This is a genomic window from Novosphingobium sp. HR1a (assembly GCF_015594425.1).
In the GTDB taxonomy this organism is placed as follows: Bacteria; Pseudomonadota; Alphaproteobacteria; order Sphingomonadales; family Sphingomonadaceae; genus Novosphingobium; species Novosphingobium resinovorum_A.
Window position 1 is genome coordinate 21,763 of the sequence record NZ_JABXWS010000076.1, and the last position, 15,709, is coordinate 37,471.

Sequence of the window (15,709 nt, forward strand, 5' to 3'; positions counted from 1 at the left end):
GTCAGTCCCCAATGCCCATGTCATCCTCGCCATGCTCGCGACTGAAATTTTCGCGCGCCTCCCGGACACCCAGGTCTTCACGGTCCGGTTGCGCTGCGCGCGGAGTATTTTTGTCGCGATCGGACTGTTTGATCGGGACAACGTTGGTCGCATCCGTGCTGCGCTCGCGCTCGTCCCGGGTGTCGCTAGTCGGCTTGCCATCGGTATCTCGTGGAGCACTGGGATCTATCCGTTCCGCTGCCTCACGATCAACGTCTCGGGCCTGCCGTTCCTGTTCCTCACTCGGCGCCGAAAGGATCCCCGCCGCAAACGCTACCGGGATATCCCGTTCTGAGATTTCCTCCTCAGTGAGAGCGAATGTTTCGCCGCGCCCACCATCGTCGCCTCCACCTTTCGGCTTACCCCCTCTTCCGCGAACCCCGCCTTCAGGATCGTCCGGCTTTTTCGGTTTGCGCTTGATGAAGCCTTTGGCGACATCGGGATAGTCGCGCCACTGAAGGAGGATGCGCGCGGCAGGAAACCCGTCGGGGAATTTCACGAAGCCGTGCAGGGCAGGGAGGTTGGTGATATCGTCCGGGATGACCAGCGGTTCGATCTGCTTGCGCGGCGTCAGCGTGGATGCATCGCGGGTACTGTTGTAGCCGTAGCTGTAGCCCTCATCCATCTGCCGGATTTCCCGGTTGCCGATGTAGCGCGAGCACTGCTCGGCCGTGTCGAGATCGGCGGCAGCGAGGATCAGCTTGGTGCGCGCCAGTGACGAGAGGTTGCGCGCATTTTCCTCGCCGTAGACCTGGATCAGCTTCTCGAACGAGTGGAGCCCGAGGATCATAGCGCCGCCGAAGTTACGTGCGGTCTGCAGGCCGCTTTCGATGGCGGGAAGCCGGTGCAGGGCGCCAAGCTCGTCGAAGATGAACCAGGTGCGCAGCGAGCGCGTGCGCGGCATCGACATCAGGGCGTGGATGGCGAGGTTGGACCAGAGTGTGAGCAGCGCCCGGTTCATTTCGAGATCGGTATAATTGCAGGTGATGAAGAGGATTGATCCCGGCTTCTTCTCGCCGGTCATCCAGTCCCGGATCGAGTAGCTTTGACCCTCGTCGGGCAGGAACCGCAGGACCTGCGCGTTGGTGTTGAAAACGGCGCGAATGGACTCTGCCATGCGAGCCGCTTCCGGCGCGGTGAGGGGGTCGGCGATCGTCTTCTGAAGGTAGAGATGAACCTTCTTCAGATCGGCCGTCATCAGGTTGTCGGCGAGCGCCTTGTTGGTGGTCTCCCCGCGCTCGATGAGCTTCATGCACATCTCGATAAAAAGGGTGCGTGCCGCGAGCGCCCAGAACGGTTCCGACGATCCGCCATCAGATGGGATGAGCGCCGAGGCGGCAGCGGTGAACTCGCTATAGGTGGTGCAGTCGTCGAAGATCGACCAGGCCGGGCAGCGCTCGTCCAGGGGGTTGAGGATGGTGTCGCGGTCAGGGTCGTAGAACGCCTCGACGTAAGCGCCGGTCAGATCGAAAACGACGGCGGTGTCCTGGCGCTTTCGCATCTGCGCGATGTGGTGGCGAAGGACAGTGGTCTTACCGGCGCCCGTGGTGCCGATGAGCATGGTGTGAGACTGCTCGAGGCGGTGCGGGTAGGGGATACCGGCGAGGTCGTAGGGGTGGTGGATTCCAGCTGCCTTGCGGTCGGCAAAAGGAAGCTGGAGAACCTGCTTTGCGGACAGATTCGGGAACAGCTTGGCCGCGTCCTTTTCGAACTCGATTGTGTTATGCTGGACGATCTCCTCGTAGAGCATATCGCGCTCGACCAACATGGCGCCGCGCTCGTGTCGTTCCTGGACGATGGATTTACCGCGCCGGTTCGCAAATTCCACGTACCAGATCGCGGCAGGAACGGTCACGAAAGAGGCGATCAGGATGGAGCCGAAGATGCCCCGTACCGCCTTGCCCCAGGCGGCGGCGACTTCTGGTACAAAGGGCACGTAGCCCATCACCGTGCGGTGCACGGAATTGTCCGGCAGACGCAGGTTGACCTGCTTGAGGTTGTCGAGCGCAACCCAGTCCCACAGGGCCGAGAGAATACGCATGCAGATCAGCTGGAAATTATTCTCGTTAAGGGTGACCGACAGGATGATGAAATAGGACAGCGCGAAGAGGACCAGCCACATCACGAGCGGCAATCTCGCGCCTTGCGACCACATCCAGACCTGGGTGGTCAGGAGTTGGCTTCCCCGGGTGAAGTTGCCGGAGTTACGGGGGACATCGCCGCGGGCCGTATGGTGCTCGAGCGGGATGTGCCGGCCGTCGTCGCGGATGTCTTTTTTGGGTTCTTTACGCGCCATGATAACGCTCCATCCGGCGGTCCGTTTCCGCCAGTATGCGTTCGCGATATTCGGGGTGCTGTTCCTGGATGATCGCGTCGAGGGCGATCTGCGCGTATTCGACTACCCGGGCTTGTCGCCGCTGGCTGGCGGTGAGTACAGATTGAGCACCTAAATAGTGATCAATCGCGTGACGAAGAACGTCAGCAAAAGTGCGGCTCTGCTCCTTGGCGAGCTTGTCGATTGCGGAATAGTGCTTGCGATCAAATCTGATCGTGCGTTGTATCGATGTAGTCAATCCAACCTCCTAGCAGGGAGGCTGGTGGGATTACGAAAAGCCCGGTCTTTCTAAACGAAAATGACGGACATTGCAACTCCCTGTTGGCGTTAATAGGTCCCAGTGAGTACCATCTATCTCATTGAAATTGCGATACTTGTTGCACTGGGGTGCAATGGGATACATGTTGGGACCGGGTGGGATACAGACAAATATCCCGCTAACTGTCTGAATTTACAACACAAGACCTGCAACGAAGTTGCGTAGGGTGTGCTGTCAATAGACAGCCTTTTTGTCTCTCGAAGGATCGTGCAGATCAGCTTCGTTCCGGCTTGGAATTTCGTTTCCAGCGAGGCAGTTGCGCGCATCTGACTTCGCGCAGAAGACCACATCAGCCCCTGTTGCGGCTGCCTGCCGTTCCCGATTTGGACCGAATTGGGGACCAAATAGCCATCATCGATTGACCATCTCGGCGAGGCTATTCATCCATCAAGCCTTTCTCGATCAGTCGGCGAATTGCCTCCGGTCGGGTCGGTTGGCCGAAAGCGTTTTCGCGCCATTTGTCGATCCGCTCGACGAGCTCGATACTCATGGTGAGATGCTGCGCGACGGCCTTCTTTTTTCCGTGTGTCTTGGGGGTCATTTGTCGAGTCATTCAGGGTGGAGGTTGCACGACGGGCATACCAAAAACCGGCGGCGCCGGTCGCGTGGAATGGCGGTTTTGATATCGATGGAATGAGGGTGCGGCTGCAGGGCTATTGGGTAGCTCGCGGTTACGAAAACCCCACAGCCGCGACAGCATTCATAGGCCAGATCGTGGCGATCCGACAGACCCTTTACAGGAGTTTACATCCCGCCCCATCGCAACAGTCATAATCGAATGCTAGGGGCCGCGTTGCGACCCTGAAGGGCATCCTCCGATACCCTTCCTAACACCTCGGCCCGGTCTCTTCAGTCCCCCCGCAGAGCCGGGCCTACTTTTCCGTTTCTGTCCGCGTTTCACAGTCGCACTATCAGGTGGGCGCATTCCAGAAAGCAGCCTTGCGACCATGCCGCGCCTTGAGATCGGCAAGGTACGTTTCGTGATCGGAATGCCCGCCAAACGAGGTGATTTTCCCGGCAAGGTGTGCGCATGATTGAAGATGGCGCGCAGCATGGGGATACCGCTTTGACCGGCCCATTTCGAGCGCGAAGTCGATCATCGAGCGCAACAGCAAAGTCGCTGCCAACGGGTGTCGCTTCTCCAATGCATCGGCGGCCTGATTCAAGAACCAGTAATGGTCGCCGTTCAGTTCTTCGTGCCGGGCCATGACCATCTCAGCGGCCTTGTCGAGCGCGGGCCATTCGATGAGAACTGACAACCCCTGATGGAAATCGGGGAATTGCGATGCGTGGACCAGAGCCTTCTCCTCGGCCTCGATGTCATCGAAGTCCGGCAGACGTTTGAGGTACGCCTTCAGGTATTCCGGCTGTAGGCTCTGATCGAATGCCTGCCACCTTTCACGCTGGGCATCCTCAGTCATCCCCGCCGCCTCCAGCGCTTCGATCCACATCCGCTCCCATTCCGGCCATCGGCTGCCGTCTCGCATCTCGGGGTTGGCCCGCTTCAGAGCCTCCAGTGCCTCTTTGGAGCGGCCCGCTGCCAGCAACCGCTCTGCGATTGTCGCCGCCACGGCAGGGTTCGCCTGTTCGGCTTCGGTGTATAGCGATGCATAGCCGTCTACATCGCCCATCACGTCCGCAATTTCGGCCAGGGCAATCTGCACTCGTCGGTTGCGATACCTGACGTCGTAGGCCGGGCCGCGCTCGCTGATGGCGATAACCTTGCGATCAACTGAGGGCTGGCTTTGAGAAGATTGCTCCAGCTTCGCTTTTAGCAGTGTCAAGCCGTCCGATCCCAGGGCCTTCGCCATCACCGGAATCAGGTCGTCAAATTGACCGTAGTCATTCGCGAACACTGCATCATAAACGTGGTCTGCCATGCGGGTTGCACTGACGCGTGCCTGAGGAGCGATCTCGCCCATATCCTCGACGGCTTGCCCGAAAATGACGCCTACCGTTCCGCTACTATCGTCACACCTCGCGTAGATCGACGACGCGAGGCCCAGAAACCGCCACAGCAACTCATACGCCTCTGCGGGCTGCGACGGCGCGACGTGGCTGATGATTGCTTTACGCTGAGCATCCAGGTCCTTCGCAACCGCTTTCACTTTATGCCAATCGATGAAGGATTTCGATTTGGCGATGGTGGCGATGCGCTTGCGGATTTCAGCGGCGGCATCCGCCCCGCCGGACTGGCCAGCCAACTCCAATCTCAGGCGCCGTTTCATCGCCGCGTCGCCTTGCGCCAGTTCCATGATCAATTCTGCCAAACGCTCGGCGCCCAGCGCCGAGAGGTTCTTCACATTCAGGGTCTTTGAACTGGCCATGCCGCTCCTTCGCCAGACGCGGTAAAACGGTCAATGACAAAAGGCCGTCAGTCTGACTGACCGGCCCGAGAATTTCGGAGCCGTGCACCAATACGGCGACCGATTTATGGCACCGGACAGAATGGCAAGCTCTGGCAACGGTCACGGGAAACCTACGTCAGCACGCGACCCAGGCTGTGTAAAAACGTTTCGCCGTCATCGAAACGAACAACTTCGGAATCGCCATGGTCTACATCGCGAACGGAAAGAATCGGGTATCGACATTCCATGAATCAAAGTTGCGCGGTCGAGTGCATCATCGGCGTTTTTACACAGCCTCGACCACATTCCGCCGTTAAGCGGCGATGGCATGAACGTCCGCCTATTTCGCGACCTGCCGTTCGTCGCTCGTAGGGTCGTGCCCTGGCAGGTGAAGACTTCCGGCAAGGGCAATGCCGTGGTTGAGAAAGCGTGTCTGTTTCATCACTGTCCTATTGCCCGGAGTTCACAGACCAGCATTACTGGTGGCTTGGTTCATGAGAAACGGCAGGTTTCCGGTCAGAGCCAGCACTGCGTTGGCGACTGCCGGAGCAATCGGTGTAACGCCGGGCTCGCCCATGCCGGTCGGTTTGTTGGCAGACGGCATGATATGCGTCTCGACACGCGGCATATAAATCGTTTGCCAGTGTCCGCATGGCGATCTTGGCGTGTAGCACCGTTACGTCGACAGCGGCCCGGCCGCAGCGGGTTCCGCACCAAACACGTCAGCCGCACCCTCCAGCAGCCACGACCGCCACTGGGTGATGAGGTTCGGATGCACCTCATACTGCTGCATACCGCTGCGCCAACTCGGCGAGCGTCTTCTCGCCCTTCACGGCCGCCAGTGCCACCTTGGCCTTGAATGCCGGACTATGGTTCCGGCGAGGTCGCTTGCTCATCTTGCCTCCTGCTCGCGGCCAGCCTGACCGCTCAGATCAGCAATCGACTTATCCCCATTGTGCAGATTTCCCGAGCCGCCTCTATCGCCGTCTCGCCCATGATCCGCAAGAAATCGGCAAGGATGGGAAATCCCTCAAGACCCGGTGCATGATCGCAGCCTTCGCGATCGGCGTTGGGCTCTTCGGGAACAGCCAAGGCTAACTCCCTGCCGCACGGAACATTCCGCTTGGCGGGGCATTTCCGTCGTGTCGCCCCAATTGTTTCCGGAGTGTAAATAGTGGTCTCGCCGAGCCTGCAACCGAGGTTAACTCGCCCCTTGGCGCCCTTGATCCTCGGCGGCGTTATCGCCGCGATCGGACTGGTACTGGGCATCGGCGGCATCTGGCTCGCAGTGCTGGGCGGCTCCGGATACTATTTCCTTGCCGGCATCGCTCTGCTGACTTCGGGCGCACTACTGATCCGGCGGCGGATACTGGGTGGGTGGCTGTACTGCGTAATCTTCGTGCTCACCGTCATCTGGGCCTTTGCCGAAGTGGGCGCGAACAACTGGGCGCTGGTGCCCCGCGTGATCGCCCCGCTGGTGCTGCTGGTGGCGGCGCTGCTGGTGATGCCCACACTTTCGGCTCACCCCTTGCGCTGGAAACTGGGGCTTGGGACCAGCGCGGCCGCCATCGCGCTGACAGCGCTCACCGCCACGATCTTCGCGCGAATGGCCGATACCAGCCCGGTGTCCAACCTTCCGGGCTTGCGCTACGAAATGGGCGATCCATCGCTTGCGAAGGCTGGTGAGGACTGGCCCGCCTATGGCGGCACCGATGCCGCGCGCCGCTTTTCCCCGCTCGGCCAGATCACGCCCGAAAACGTGGGCAAGCTGAAGCGCGTATGGCTCACCCATACTGGCGACATGCCCTCCTCCGCGCAGATCGCCAAGACGTATGGCGGCGAGAACACTCCGCTCAAGGTCGGCGACATGCTCTATGTCTGCACGCCCAAGAACATGGTCATCGGCCTCGATCCGGCGACCGGCAAGCAGCGCTGGAAGTTTGACCCCAAGGTGTCGGACGATGCGATCCCCTATACCGCCGCCTGTCGCGGCGTGAGCTACTTCGTGGTCCCCGGCGTCCCGGCGGACCAGCCCTGCGCGCAGCGCATCATCTACGGCACGCTCGACGCGCGCCTGTTCGCCATCGATGCGCATACCGGCGCGCGCTGCGCCGCCTTTGGCACCAATGGCGAAGTCGACACCAAGATCGGCATGGGCGATACGCCCGCAGGCTACGTTTCAATCAACTCGCCGCCCACCATCGTGCGCGGTGTCGTCGTCACCGGCCATCAAGTGCTCGACGGGCAGGATCGCTGGGCGCCCTCGGGCGTGATACGCGGCTATGACGCGGTGACCGGCAAGCTGCGTTGGGCCTGGGACATGATGCACCCAGACTGGAACGGTTATCCGCCACAGGGCCAGACCTGGGCGCGCGGCACCCCCAACATGTGGACCATCGCCAGCGGCGACGAGCAGCTCGGCCTCGTCTACCTGCCGATGGGCAACGCGGCGGCGGACTACTACTCCAGCCTGCGCCGCCCGCAGGAGCGTGATTTCGCGACCTCGCTGGTGGCACTCGACGTGGCCACCGGCAAGCCGCGCTGGAAGTTCCAGGCCGTGCGCGACGACGTGTGGGACTACGACTTCGGCGCGCAGGCGACACTGGTGGACTACAAGGGCGCGCCCGCGCTCGTGCTGCCGTCCAAGCAGGGCGACATCTACGTGCTCGACCGGCGTACCGGCAAGCCATTGACGCCGGTGGGCTCGATCAGGGCGCCCGGCGGCGGCGTGGAGCCCGACCAGCGCGCGGCCACCCAGCGCGTGTCGCTGTGGCATACCCTCCGCAAGCCCGATCTCACCGAGCGGGACATGTGGGGCATGTCGCCCATCGATCAGATGATCTGCCGCATCCAGTTCCGCAAGGCGAGCTACAAGGGCTTCTTCACGCCGCCGGAAAGTGATCGCCGCTCGATCGAGTATCCCGGCTACAACGGCGGCACCGACTGGGGCGGCATCGCGGTCGATCCGCGCCGGGGCGTGATCGTCGCGAACTACAACGACATGCCCAACTACGTGCGCCTCGTCCCCCGCGCCGAGGCGAACAGGAAGGGCTGGGCACCACGCGATCAGGCGCGCGGCGAGATCGGCGGCGCCGAGGGTGCGGGCGATCCGCAGGCGCACACGCCCTATGCCATCGACGTCAACGCGGGTTGGCGTCTGCCCTTCACCGGCATGTTGTGCAAGCAGCCCCCCTACGGCGGCATCCGCGCCATCGACATGGCCACCGGCAAGACCATCTGGGACAAGCCGCTGGGCGAAGCGCGCACGAACGGCCCCTTCGGCATCCCCTCGATGCTACCGCTGACCATTGGCACACCCAACAACGGCGGCTCCGTAGTAACGGCGGGCGGAGTTATCTTCGTCGCTGCCGCGACCGACAACCTGATCCGCGCGATCGACCTCAGGACCGGCAAGGTGCTGTGGAAGGACGTGCTGCCCGCAGGCGGGCAGGCGACGCCGATGACCTACATGGTGAAGGGCAAGCAGTATCTCGTGATCGCGCCGGGCGGCCATCACTTCATGGAGACCCCCATCGGCGACCAAGTCATCGCCTATGCCCTGCCCTGAGTGAGGCGCACGGCCATGGCAGGAAGTGCAGGACACATTCGCGAAAACATCGTCCTCTTCGGCGCGCTCGCGGCGAACCTTGGCATCGCAGTCGCGAAGTTCGTGGCGGCGGCGATCGGCGGGTCATCCGCGATGGCGACCGAAGGCGTCCACTCACTCGTCGACAGCGGCAACCAATTGTTGCTGCTCTACGGGCAGAAGCAGGGCCGCCGGCCCCCCGATGCGGCGCACCCGTTCGGCTATGGGCGCGAGCTGTATTTCTGGGCTTTCGTTGTCGCCATCCTGATCTTCGCTGGTGGCGCGGGCATCTCGATCTACGAGGGCGTGCTACATATCCGCGATCCCCACCCCATCGCGGACCCGACGTTGAGCTACATCGTGCTGGGCATCGCGTTTCTCATGGAGGGTGCCTCTTGGGCCATTGCCGCCAAGGAGTTCAATGCAGGCCGCGCCGGGCAGAGCTGGTGGCAAGCCGTGCGCCGATCGAAAGACCCGCCGGGCTTCATCGTGCTGTTCGAAGATAGCGCCGCGCTAATTGGTCTGGTCATTGCCGCCCTCGGCATCTGGGCCAGCGGGTACTTCGCAGATCCGCGGCTCGATGGGGCCGCTTCAGTCCTTATCGGACTTGTGCTTGCAGCTGTCGCCGTGGTGCTGGCCCGCGAATCTAAGGGCCTGCTGATCGGAGAGGCGGCAGATCCGGCGTTGATCGCCGGACTGCGCGCAGTGATGGAGGCCAATCCCGCTATCACCAGCGTCAACCATGTCCGCACCGTTCACACGGGCCCGGACGCGGTATTCGTCGCCGCAAGTGCGGATTTCGTGGACGACCTGCCGATGGGCAAGGCGGAAAGCCTGATAGAAGATCTGGAGGAGCAGATGCGGGTACTATCGCCCCGCATCACCTCGATCTACATTCGGCCCGAAAAGCGCGATCGGTCAGTTCTGGTTTACGGCGCTGTGCCTTTAACAGCCCGTTGACGAAGTCGGAGTGATCTGATTCACGCTGGAGCCGGAAGGAAGGCGGTCAGCGACGATGGCGATGAGGCGTGATGGTGATGTTCAGGCGGATCTGATCGTGTCGTGGTCGGATGTACCTCGCTCTCCGGGCCACGCGTTTTACGACCGGCTTCAGAAGGTTCTTGTCGATGGCGGGTTTGACCGCTTTGTGGAAGATGCGTGCCAGGCCTATTACGCGGCGCGGATGGGGGCGCCATCGGTGCCGCCCGGCCGCTACTTTCGGATGTTGCTGATCGGCTATTTCGAAGGCATCCACTCCGAGCGCGGGATTGTCTGGCGGTGTTCGGACTCGCTGTCGCTGCGCGAGTTCCTGCGACTGACGACCCGGGAGAAAGTGCCCGACCACAGCTGGATGTCGAAAACCCGCAGCCGCCTGCCGCACGAGGTTCACGATCAGATCTTTGCCTGGGTTCTGGGGCTCGTGGCAGATCATGAGCTGGTGAAAGCCGAACGGATTGGCGTGGACGGCTCGACCATGGAGGCCAATGCGGCGCTGCGCACGATCGTGAGGCGCGACACCGGCGAGACGTATCGCGAAATGCTTACGCGCATGGCGCACGAGAGCGGCATCGAGACGCCGACAGCAGACGATCTGGTACGCCTTGATCGCAAGCGCACGGGCAAGAAGCTGTCGAACACGGATTGGAAGAGCCCGGTCGATCCGGATGCCAGGGTGGCCCGGATGAAAAACGGTTCGACCCGGCTCGGCTACAAGCCCGAGCATGCGGTCGATCTGGATACCGGGGTGATCGTCGCCGCTCCTATCCATCCCGCCGACAAGGGCGATACGAACACCCTGGAGGCGACGCTGGAGGCGGCTGTGCGCAACCTGGCGACAGTCGATATGGCACCGACCCCGGATAACCCGTGCGACCTTGTCGCCGACAAGGGGTATCATTCCCGTGAGGGCCTCAAGGCACTCGCAAACGGACCATGGAAGACCCGCATATCGGAGCCCGTGCCCGCCAAAGGCATCCTGCGCTGGCACGGTGACGAGGAAGCACAGAAGGCGGTCTACGCCAATCGCGCCCGCCTGAAATCCCGCATCGGTCGCAAGACCATGCGCAAGCGCGGCGAGATGGTGGAACGCAGCTTTGCCCATGTCCTGGACCGTGGCGGCATGCGCCGCGCATGGCTGCATGGGCGCGAAAACCTTCATAAGCGATACCTGATCCACGTCGCCGGCTTCAACCTGGGCATCCTCATGCGCGCACTGTTCGGATGTGGCACCCCAAGGGAGGCCATCGGCCCCTCACAGGCGTTCTTACTCGTCGCTCAGACCGAAAATGCGCTGATCTTCACCTTCGTCGGCCAAGTCGCAGCCGAAACCGGCGTCCTGCTGATCATCATGTCTGCGGAACCGGGCTGAGCGCCGTCCCGAAAAACCGACTTCGGCAGCGCGCTGTTAATCTGAAGGGTGCCTGGTATGCTTCAGATTAAAGGCACGGTGCTGTAACGGGGGGCGCCGCCCTGTGCTACACCATCTTGAGTGCCATTCCGGGTTACTCGAGTGTGATTTTAACGCCGCCGCCGCTGGCACTGAGCTGCAAGCCTTTCGAACTGGTATCGAGTTCAAGGATGACGTCGCCCTTCTTGAGCTTGATACTGCCCGCACCTTTGACGGCCGTAGCGCTAGCATCAGCCGCGACATAGGTCCCGGCGAAGTCGGAGATGTCGGTTAGGTTCGAAACACGGCCATGGGCGCGAATTTTCGCCACACCGATCTTGCCGATCGAGATACCACCAATCTTGAACTTGTAGCTTTTGCCATTGTACGTGAGCGTGCCGCCGCCGACGTTGCCGCCCACCAGGAAGCCGAATTGGGTTTCGCTTATGGAGATCCTACCGCTGGTTGTCCGCGCGTCGGCGATAAGCGGAGTGCCAACCAGAGTTGCTGCTGCGGTCGCGAAGATGAGGTTGCGGTAGAAGCTCATGTCAAATCCTTCTGAGATGCGAGCTAAACGTCATCATTCCACGATTGTTGCAGGACACGGAGTTTCGACCGCTTCCAGCGGAAGCAGACGATGCCCCAAATAGACGGGAATAGCCGCCCAGTCCCACGACCCGGCGCCTCCCTTCCAGCGCCCGCCCGCAAAATCACATCCCAACGCAGGGGTATACACAGCAGCTGTTCCAGCGACGAGCATCCTGGGTTAGGACATCAGCGTCAGATTCGAGGGGAATTCGATGCTTCATGAGGCATTGTTAAATAAGTTAGCCTCGATCCATCGCTTGTCGGGGATCAGCGAGAACGATGCCAAAGAACTTTGTGCTAACGTACATCTGATATCTCGCCGAGACGACATTATATCAGAAGGAAGCAATCCGAACCGTATTCACATCCTCTTGAGCGGATGGGCGGCGCGTTACAATATTCTGCGCAACGGATCGCGCCGCATTACAGGATTTCTCCTGCCCGGGGATTTTGGCGGCGTTCATTCGACAGTATTGCAGCGAATGGATCATGGCATCCTCGCCCTCACGGAATGCCGGGTTGCCTTTGTCCAGCCCGAGCGAATTAACGAGATAGCGGTTTCGACACCGGGGCTCGTTCGCGCGTTGTGGCGCAGCTCGTTCATAGACGAGGCGATCTTGCGCCGTTGGCTCGTCACGAACGGTCGCGGCAATGCCATTCAATCTGTGGGGCACCTTTTGAGCGAGATATACCTTCGCGCTGGTCGTGTCGGGCTTACAAGAGATCAAACGCTGGAACTCCCGATCACCCAGGAAGAGATCGGCGATGCGACCGGATTAACTCATGTGCATGTAAATAGAGTACTCAGGCATTTGCGTGAGGAGAAAATTGCGACTGTCAAGGGCGGAACGCTTTTCGTTAAAAACGAAGAGGCACTCTGGAAAAAGAGCGGATTTAATCCGGATTATCTCTACCTATCGGACTTGTATAGTCCGCACAAACAGCCGCTAAAAACAGCGTAAAATCTGTCACTCTGACCGTAAAACGGCTTTTTTATGCGGCCATCATCCGTTCGATGGCCGCACCGATCTGCTCGGCGGCGTCAAGAACATGCTCATCGTCAAGGTGAGCATAGCGGGCGGTGGATTGCGGATTGGAATGCCCGAGCAAACGGCCGATCATCGGCAGGGTTTCTTTGTTCATTGCCGCATGGCTGGCGAAGGTATGCCGCAGATCGTGCATCCGCACACCGGGCAGTCGCGCCTCGTCCCGCATTAAGTGCCAATGCCAGGATATGTCCAACATCGGCTTTCCCAGCTTTGCATTCCAGAAGAGCCACGGCACGCCCTTGATCCTCGACAGGCTTGCGATCAATGCCCGCGCTTCATCCCCCAGCCAGACGGTGCGCGGCCCGGTCTTGCTGTCACGCAGCTTGAGCCGGTTCCCGCGCACGTCCCGCCATTGCAGGCTGGTGACCTCCCCCACGCGGCATCCCGTCAGCAACAGCAACGTTACCGCCGTGGCCGCACTCGCCCTGACCGCGTGCTCCCCGGCCCGCGCCTCGATCAACACCTTGCCCAGCCTCCCCAGTTCCGCGTGACTGAGGAAGCGTTCGCACTTGCGCTTACGGTTGAGGCGCACGACCCGGCAAGGGTTGGTGTTTTCGAGCCGATAGCCCCACGCCTCGGCCTTGTTCAGCATGCTGTTGAGGATGGACATGACCCGATTAGCGCCGCCCGGCCCCATCTCGTTATTCAGGCCCGCAAACCATTTGGTCACATCGGCCTCGTTGAGGGCATCGATGAAAATTCCCGGGAAAGCCTTGTCGAGGTAGAGGCGGCGGTAGGTGTCATGCGTGACGAGCGTGGACAGCTTCCACTGCGGCGCGCATCGCCGCCAATACTCGGCGAGGAAATCGTCGAATCGCGGTGCGGAGCGGATGCGCTGGCGGTCGGTGGCGGGATCGAGACCGACCTGCGCATAGGCGATCACCCGCCGTGCGACCATAGTGGCCTGATGCAGGGTGATGACAGCGGCAGAACCGATAGTGACGGTGCGCAGTCGCCCCGCCATGCGGGCCTGGACGATGTAGACCTTGCGCCCGGTCGCATAGTAGCGGATGCCGAAACCATGCTCGACGCCGAGCCAGGTGGTGGTTCTCGGCTTGCCGCGCGGCAGGCGCAGCGGCACGACGTTGGCCCCGACATCGGCGAGCGCCTCGGCGACGATCTGCTTGAGAGCTAGCGCGGTCATGACGATAACCCGATGCTGCGGGCAAGCCCGCCGGACACGCGGCAAGCGGCATCGGCTATCACGTCGTCAGAAAGATGCGCGTACTTGGCCGTTGTCTCGGTCAGCAGATGACCCAGCAGCTTGCCGATGGTCGCCAGCGGAACCCCGTCCATGATCGCGGTGGAAGCGAAGCTGTGCCGCAGGTCGTGGATACGCACGTCAGGCAGAGCGCATTTACGCCGGAATTGATACCACCATATATCCAGAGCGACAGGTTTGGTCCCGCCGACATTCGGAAACACGAACGGACACCCTTCGCGCCGGGGCTGGGCTTCAAGAACGCCCAGCGCCTGACTGTTGAGCCAGATGACCTTGGGGCCGGTCTTGCTGTCGGGAAGCGCAAGATGGGGAGGCTTCAGCCATTCCCATTTGAGATCGCGGATTTCGCTGGCGCGCGCGCCGGTGAAAAGCAGCATACGGATTACAGCCACCTCGGTCGGATGGGTCGGCTCGTCCTCCCGCAATGCCGCGCTGAGACGCCGAAACTCCAGAGGGAGGAGATACCGTTCGCAAGGATCGCGCTTGTAACGCGGCGTTCCCCGGCAGGGGTTCGAGCCCTTGCGACGCAGATGCAGCGCTTCGGCATATTTGAACAAGGCGGCCAATACCGGAATCGCGCGGTTGAAACGCGCCTCGCCGTCTCCGGCGCAATCGTCGCGCCAGCGCATGACATCCGCCGGGGTAACATCGGCGACGCGCATGGCGCCGAACACAGGAGCGAGATCGCGCCTCCATGCGCCGATATTGCGCGAGGCGGTGGAAGGCTTCCAGCAGCGGGCAAGATCGGTCCAGTAGGTATCGACGTAATCGGCCATGGTGGGTGTGGCCTTGGCCACCGCCCGCTTGGGCAGGCCGTCGAGCGCGACCTCGGCCAGCAACCGCCGCGCCTGCGTGCGGGCAAGCTCGGCATCGACATCGCGGGTGCAGCCAAGCGACGTGCGGCGGTGCTTGCCGCGATGGCGCAGGCGCACGAACCAGTAGTACCTGCCCGATGGTCTGACCCTCAAGCCGAAGCCCGGCAACTGGGTATCCCAGATACAGTATTCATGATCGCGAAGCGGGAGCTTTCGCCGCGCGAAATTACCGTCCAGATATGCCCGGCGCCCGGGCTTTTGCCGCTGGGGGACCATAAGGCCATCCGTTATACCCGAACTGTGCCTCGGAGTCCCGGAAAACCGCGCATTTACGGGGACCACATAGCCATCGGCAGGGACCGGACTGTTAGCACCGTTTCCAGACGCGGCGACTGATTTTACTGCATTTTTTTCCATTTCTGCACCGTAAGGTGCGTAGGGTGTGCTAGATTAAGGTTTGCTAGATTAAGGTTTGCTAGATTAAGGTTTGCAGCAAATGTCGGTATCGGTGGTTGCGAGCCCCCGCAACCAAACAATACAATAACTTAGCAGACATACGCCGCGCTCCACGAAGCACCGTGTCCGCAATAGGTCCGTTCTCCAGCACAACATTTTTGAACAGAAGCGTGCCAGAACGTCCGGTTCTGGGCGTCGGCTTGCCGTCGCTTTACGACCGGAAGGGGTGGTTAGCTGCCGGGGCGTATGACAATGTCAGACTGATGTTTCATCATCAGCATCAACATCAAAGTCGATAGTGCGAAGCCGATGAAAGCGAGCAGCGCAAAGTGCTGACCTTGATTTCCGGTAACGATGAAGGCCAACATTTCCAAAGCGATTAGCCGATTGATGACGAGCAACCGGAGATCGCCGTAGCTGCGGCAAAACAAGCGCTCACGCCACGACATGTCACGCCACTGCGCCTTGGACCGCTGATTAAAGGTGTCAACCGCTTGACGTGTTCAGACCAACCCGGCCACTTCTGACCACCAGCAGTGCAGCGCGCCGGAGCCGAAAGCCTTGCG

The 15,709-nt window shown here is 61.1% G+C and carries 14 protein-coding genes and 1 pseudogene; 4 read left to right on the forward strand and 11 right to left on the reverse strand.

The genetic code is table 11. From position 1 onward, the window contains the following. Window position 1: 1 nt before the first annotated feature. The 7 genes and pseudogenes from HWN72_RS20465 to HWN72_RS20490 all read right to left on the reverse strand — a co-directional run bounded on the left by HWN72_RS20465 (window position 2) and on the right by HWN72_RS20490 (window position 6,133). Window positions 2-2,335, reverse strand: a complete 2,334-nt coding sequence (locus HWN72_RS20465; protein ID WP_211151234.1) for a type IV secretion system DNA-binding domain-containing protein — start codon at window positions 2,333-2,335, stop codon at window positions 2-4. Then, entirely contained in the window at window positions 2,325-2,612 is a 288-nt protein-coding gene (locus HWN72_RS20470) for a hypothetical protein (protein ID WP_211151235.1), read from the reverse strand. Before HWN72_RS20470 ends, HWN72_RS20465 begins: the two co-directional genes overlap by 11 nt. Window positions 2,613-3,069: 457 nt before the next feature. Then, window positions 3,070-3,234, reverse strand: a complete 165-nt coding sequence (locus tag HWN72_RS20475; RefSeq protein ID WP_211151236.1) for a hypothetical protein — start codon at window positions 3,232-3,234, stop codon at window positions 3,070-3,072. 370 nt (window positions 3,235-3,604) lie between these two features. Continuing rightward, window positions 3,605-5,020 carry a DUF6880 family protein gene (locus HWN72_RS20480; protein WP_211151237.1) on the reverse strand — a complete coding sequence of 472 codons (1,416 nt, stop codon included), beginning with the start codon at window positions 5,018-5,020 and terminating at the stop codon, window positions 3,605-3,607. A 484-nt stretch (window positions 5,021-5,504) separates the two neighbouring features. After that, window positions 5,505-5,645: a hypothetical protein gene (locus HWN72_RS20485; RefSeq protein ID WP_211151238.1), complete on the reverse strand. Its 141-nt coding sequence runs from the start codon at window positions 5,643-5,645 to the stop codon at window positions 5,505-5,507. Window positions 5,646-5,667: 22 nt separating this feature from the next. Continuing rightward, a pseudogene (locus HWN72_RS31225) lies at window positions 5,668-5,937 on the reverse strand (transposase); the annotation flags it as partial. Between the two features lie 31 nt (window positions 5,938-5,968). Continuing rightward, complete coding sequence (locus tag HWN72_RS20490; RefSeq protein ID WP_211151239.1) at window positions 5,969-6,133, reverse strand: hypothetical protein; 165 nt, start codon at window positions 6,131-6,133, stop codon at window positions 5,969-5,971. Between the two features lie 121 nt (window positions 6,134-6,254). Here HWN72_RS20490 and HWN72_RS20495 point away from each other — a divergent pair, with 121 nt between their 5' ends. The 3 genes from HWN72_RS20495 to HWN72_RS20505 are packed head-to-tail and all read left to right on the forward strand — an operon-like array spanning window position 6,255 to window position 10,995. After that, window positions 6,255-8,609 (forward strand): membrane-bound PQQ-dependent dehydrogenase, glucose/quinate/shikimate family, encoded by a 2,355-nt coding sequence (locus HWN72_RS20495; protein WP_248006189.1) that lies wholly within the window; start codon window positions 6,255-6,257, stop codon window positions 8,607-8,609. A gap of 15 nt (window positions 8,610-8,624) precedes the next feature. Continuing rightward, complete coding sequence (locus tag HWN72_RS20500) at window positions 8,625-9,587, forward strand: cation diffusion facilitator family transporter (protein ID WP_211151240.1); 963 nt, start codon at window positions 8,625-8,627, stop codon at window positions 9,585-9,587. A gap of 55 nt (window positions 9,588-9,642) precedes the next feature. Continuing rightward, entirely contained in the window at window positions 9,643-10,995 is a 1,353-nt protein-coding gene (locus HWN72_RS20505) for a transposase (protein ID WP_248006190.1), read from the forward strand. A 133-nt stretch (window positions 10,996-11,128) separates the two neighbouring features. Here HWN72_RS20505 and HWN72_RS20510 read toward each other — a convergent pair whose 3' ends face one another. After that, complete coding sequence (locus HWN72_RS20510; protein WP_211151241.1) at window positions 11,129-11,560, reverse strand: hypothetical protein; 432 nt, start codon at window positions 11,558-11,560, stop codon at window positions 11,129-11,131. Window positions 11,561-11,813: 253 nt separating this feature from the next. On the opposite strand from HWN72_RS20510, the gene HWN72_RS20515 reads away from it, so the two are divergent. Beyond that, window positions 11,814-12,563, forward strand: coding sequence for a Crp/Fnr family transcriptional regulator (locus tag HWN72_RS20515; protein WP_211151242.1), 750 nt, complete (start codon window positions 11,814-11,816; stop codon window positions 12,561-12,563). 31 nt (window positions 12,564-12,594) lie between these two features. On the opposite strand, the gene HWN72_RS20520 is transcribed toward HWN72_RS20515, so the two are convergent. From HWN72_RS20520 to HWN72_RS20530, 3 genes are all read right to left on the reverse strand, one after another. Continuing rightward, entirely contained in the window at window positions 12,595-13,794 is a 1,200-nt protein-coding gene (locus tag HWN72_RS20520) for a tyrosine-type recombinase/integrase (RefSeq protein ID WP_211151243.1), read from the reverse strand. Next, window positions 13,791-14,840, reverse strand: a complete 1,050-nt coding sequence (locus tag HWN72_RS20525; protein ID WP_248006191.1) for a site-specific integrase — start codon at window positions 14,838-14,840, stop codon at window positions 13,791-13,793. Before HWN72_RS20525 ends, HWN72_RS20520 begins: the two co-directional genes overlap by 4 nt. Window positions 14,841-15,373: 533 nt before the next feature. Continuing rightward, window positions 15,374-15,592 (reverse strand): hypothetical protein, encoded by a 219-nt coding sequence (locus HWN72_RS20530; protein ID WP_036530932.1) that lies wholly within the window; start codon window positions 15,590-15,592, stop codon window positions 15,374-15,376. Between the last annotated feature and the right edge of the window lie 117 nt (window positions 15,593-15,709).

Coding starts and splice junctions, on each gene's coding strand:
- HWN72_RS20465 (WP_211151234.1), bottom strand. CDS start 2,335: ATGGCGCGTAAAGAACCCAAAAAAGACATCCGCGACGACGGCCGGCAC.
- HWN72_RS20475 (WP_211151236.1), bottom strand. CDS start 3,234: ATGACCCCCAAGACACACGGAAAAAAGAAGGCCGTCGCGCAGCATCTC.
- HWN72_RS20480 (WP_211151237.1), bottom strand. CDS start 5,020: ATGGCCAGTTCAAAGACCCTGAATGTGAAGAACCTCTCGGCGCTGGGC.
- HWN72_RS20485 (WP_211151238.1), bottom strand. CDS start 5,645: ATGCCGTCTGCCAACAAACCGACCGGCATGGGCGAGCCCGGCGTTACA.
- HWN72_RS20500 (WP_211151240.1), top strand. CDS start 8,625: ATGGCAGGAAGTGCAGGACACATTCGCGAAAACATCGTCCTCTTCGGC.
- HWN72_RS20505 (WP_248006190.1), top strand. CDS start 9,643: ATGGCGATGAGGCGTGATGGTGATGTTCAGGCGGATCTGATCGTGTCG.
- HWN72_RS20510 (WP_211151241.1), bottom strand. CDS start 11,560: ATGAGCTTCTACCGCAACCTCATCTTCGCGACCGCAGCAGCAACTCTG.
- HWN72_RS20515 (WP_211151242.1), top strand. CDS start 11,814: ATGCTTCATGAGGCATTGTTAAATAAGTTAGCCTCGATCCATCGCTTG.
- HWN72_RS20520 (WP_211151243.1), bottom strand. CDS start 13,794: ATGACCGCGCTAGCTCTCAAGCAGATCGTCGCCGAGGCGCTCGCCGAT.
- HWN72_RS20530 (WP_036530932.1), bottom strand. CDS start 15,592: ATGTCGTGGCGTGAGCGCTTGTTTTGCCGCAGCTACGGCGATCTCCGG.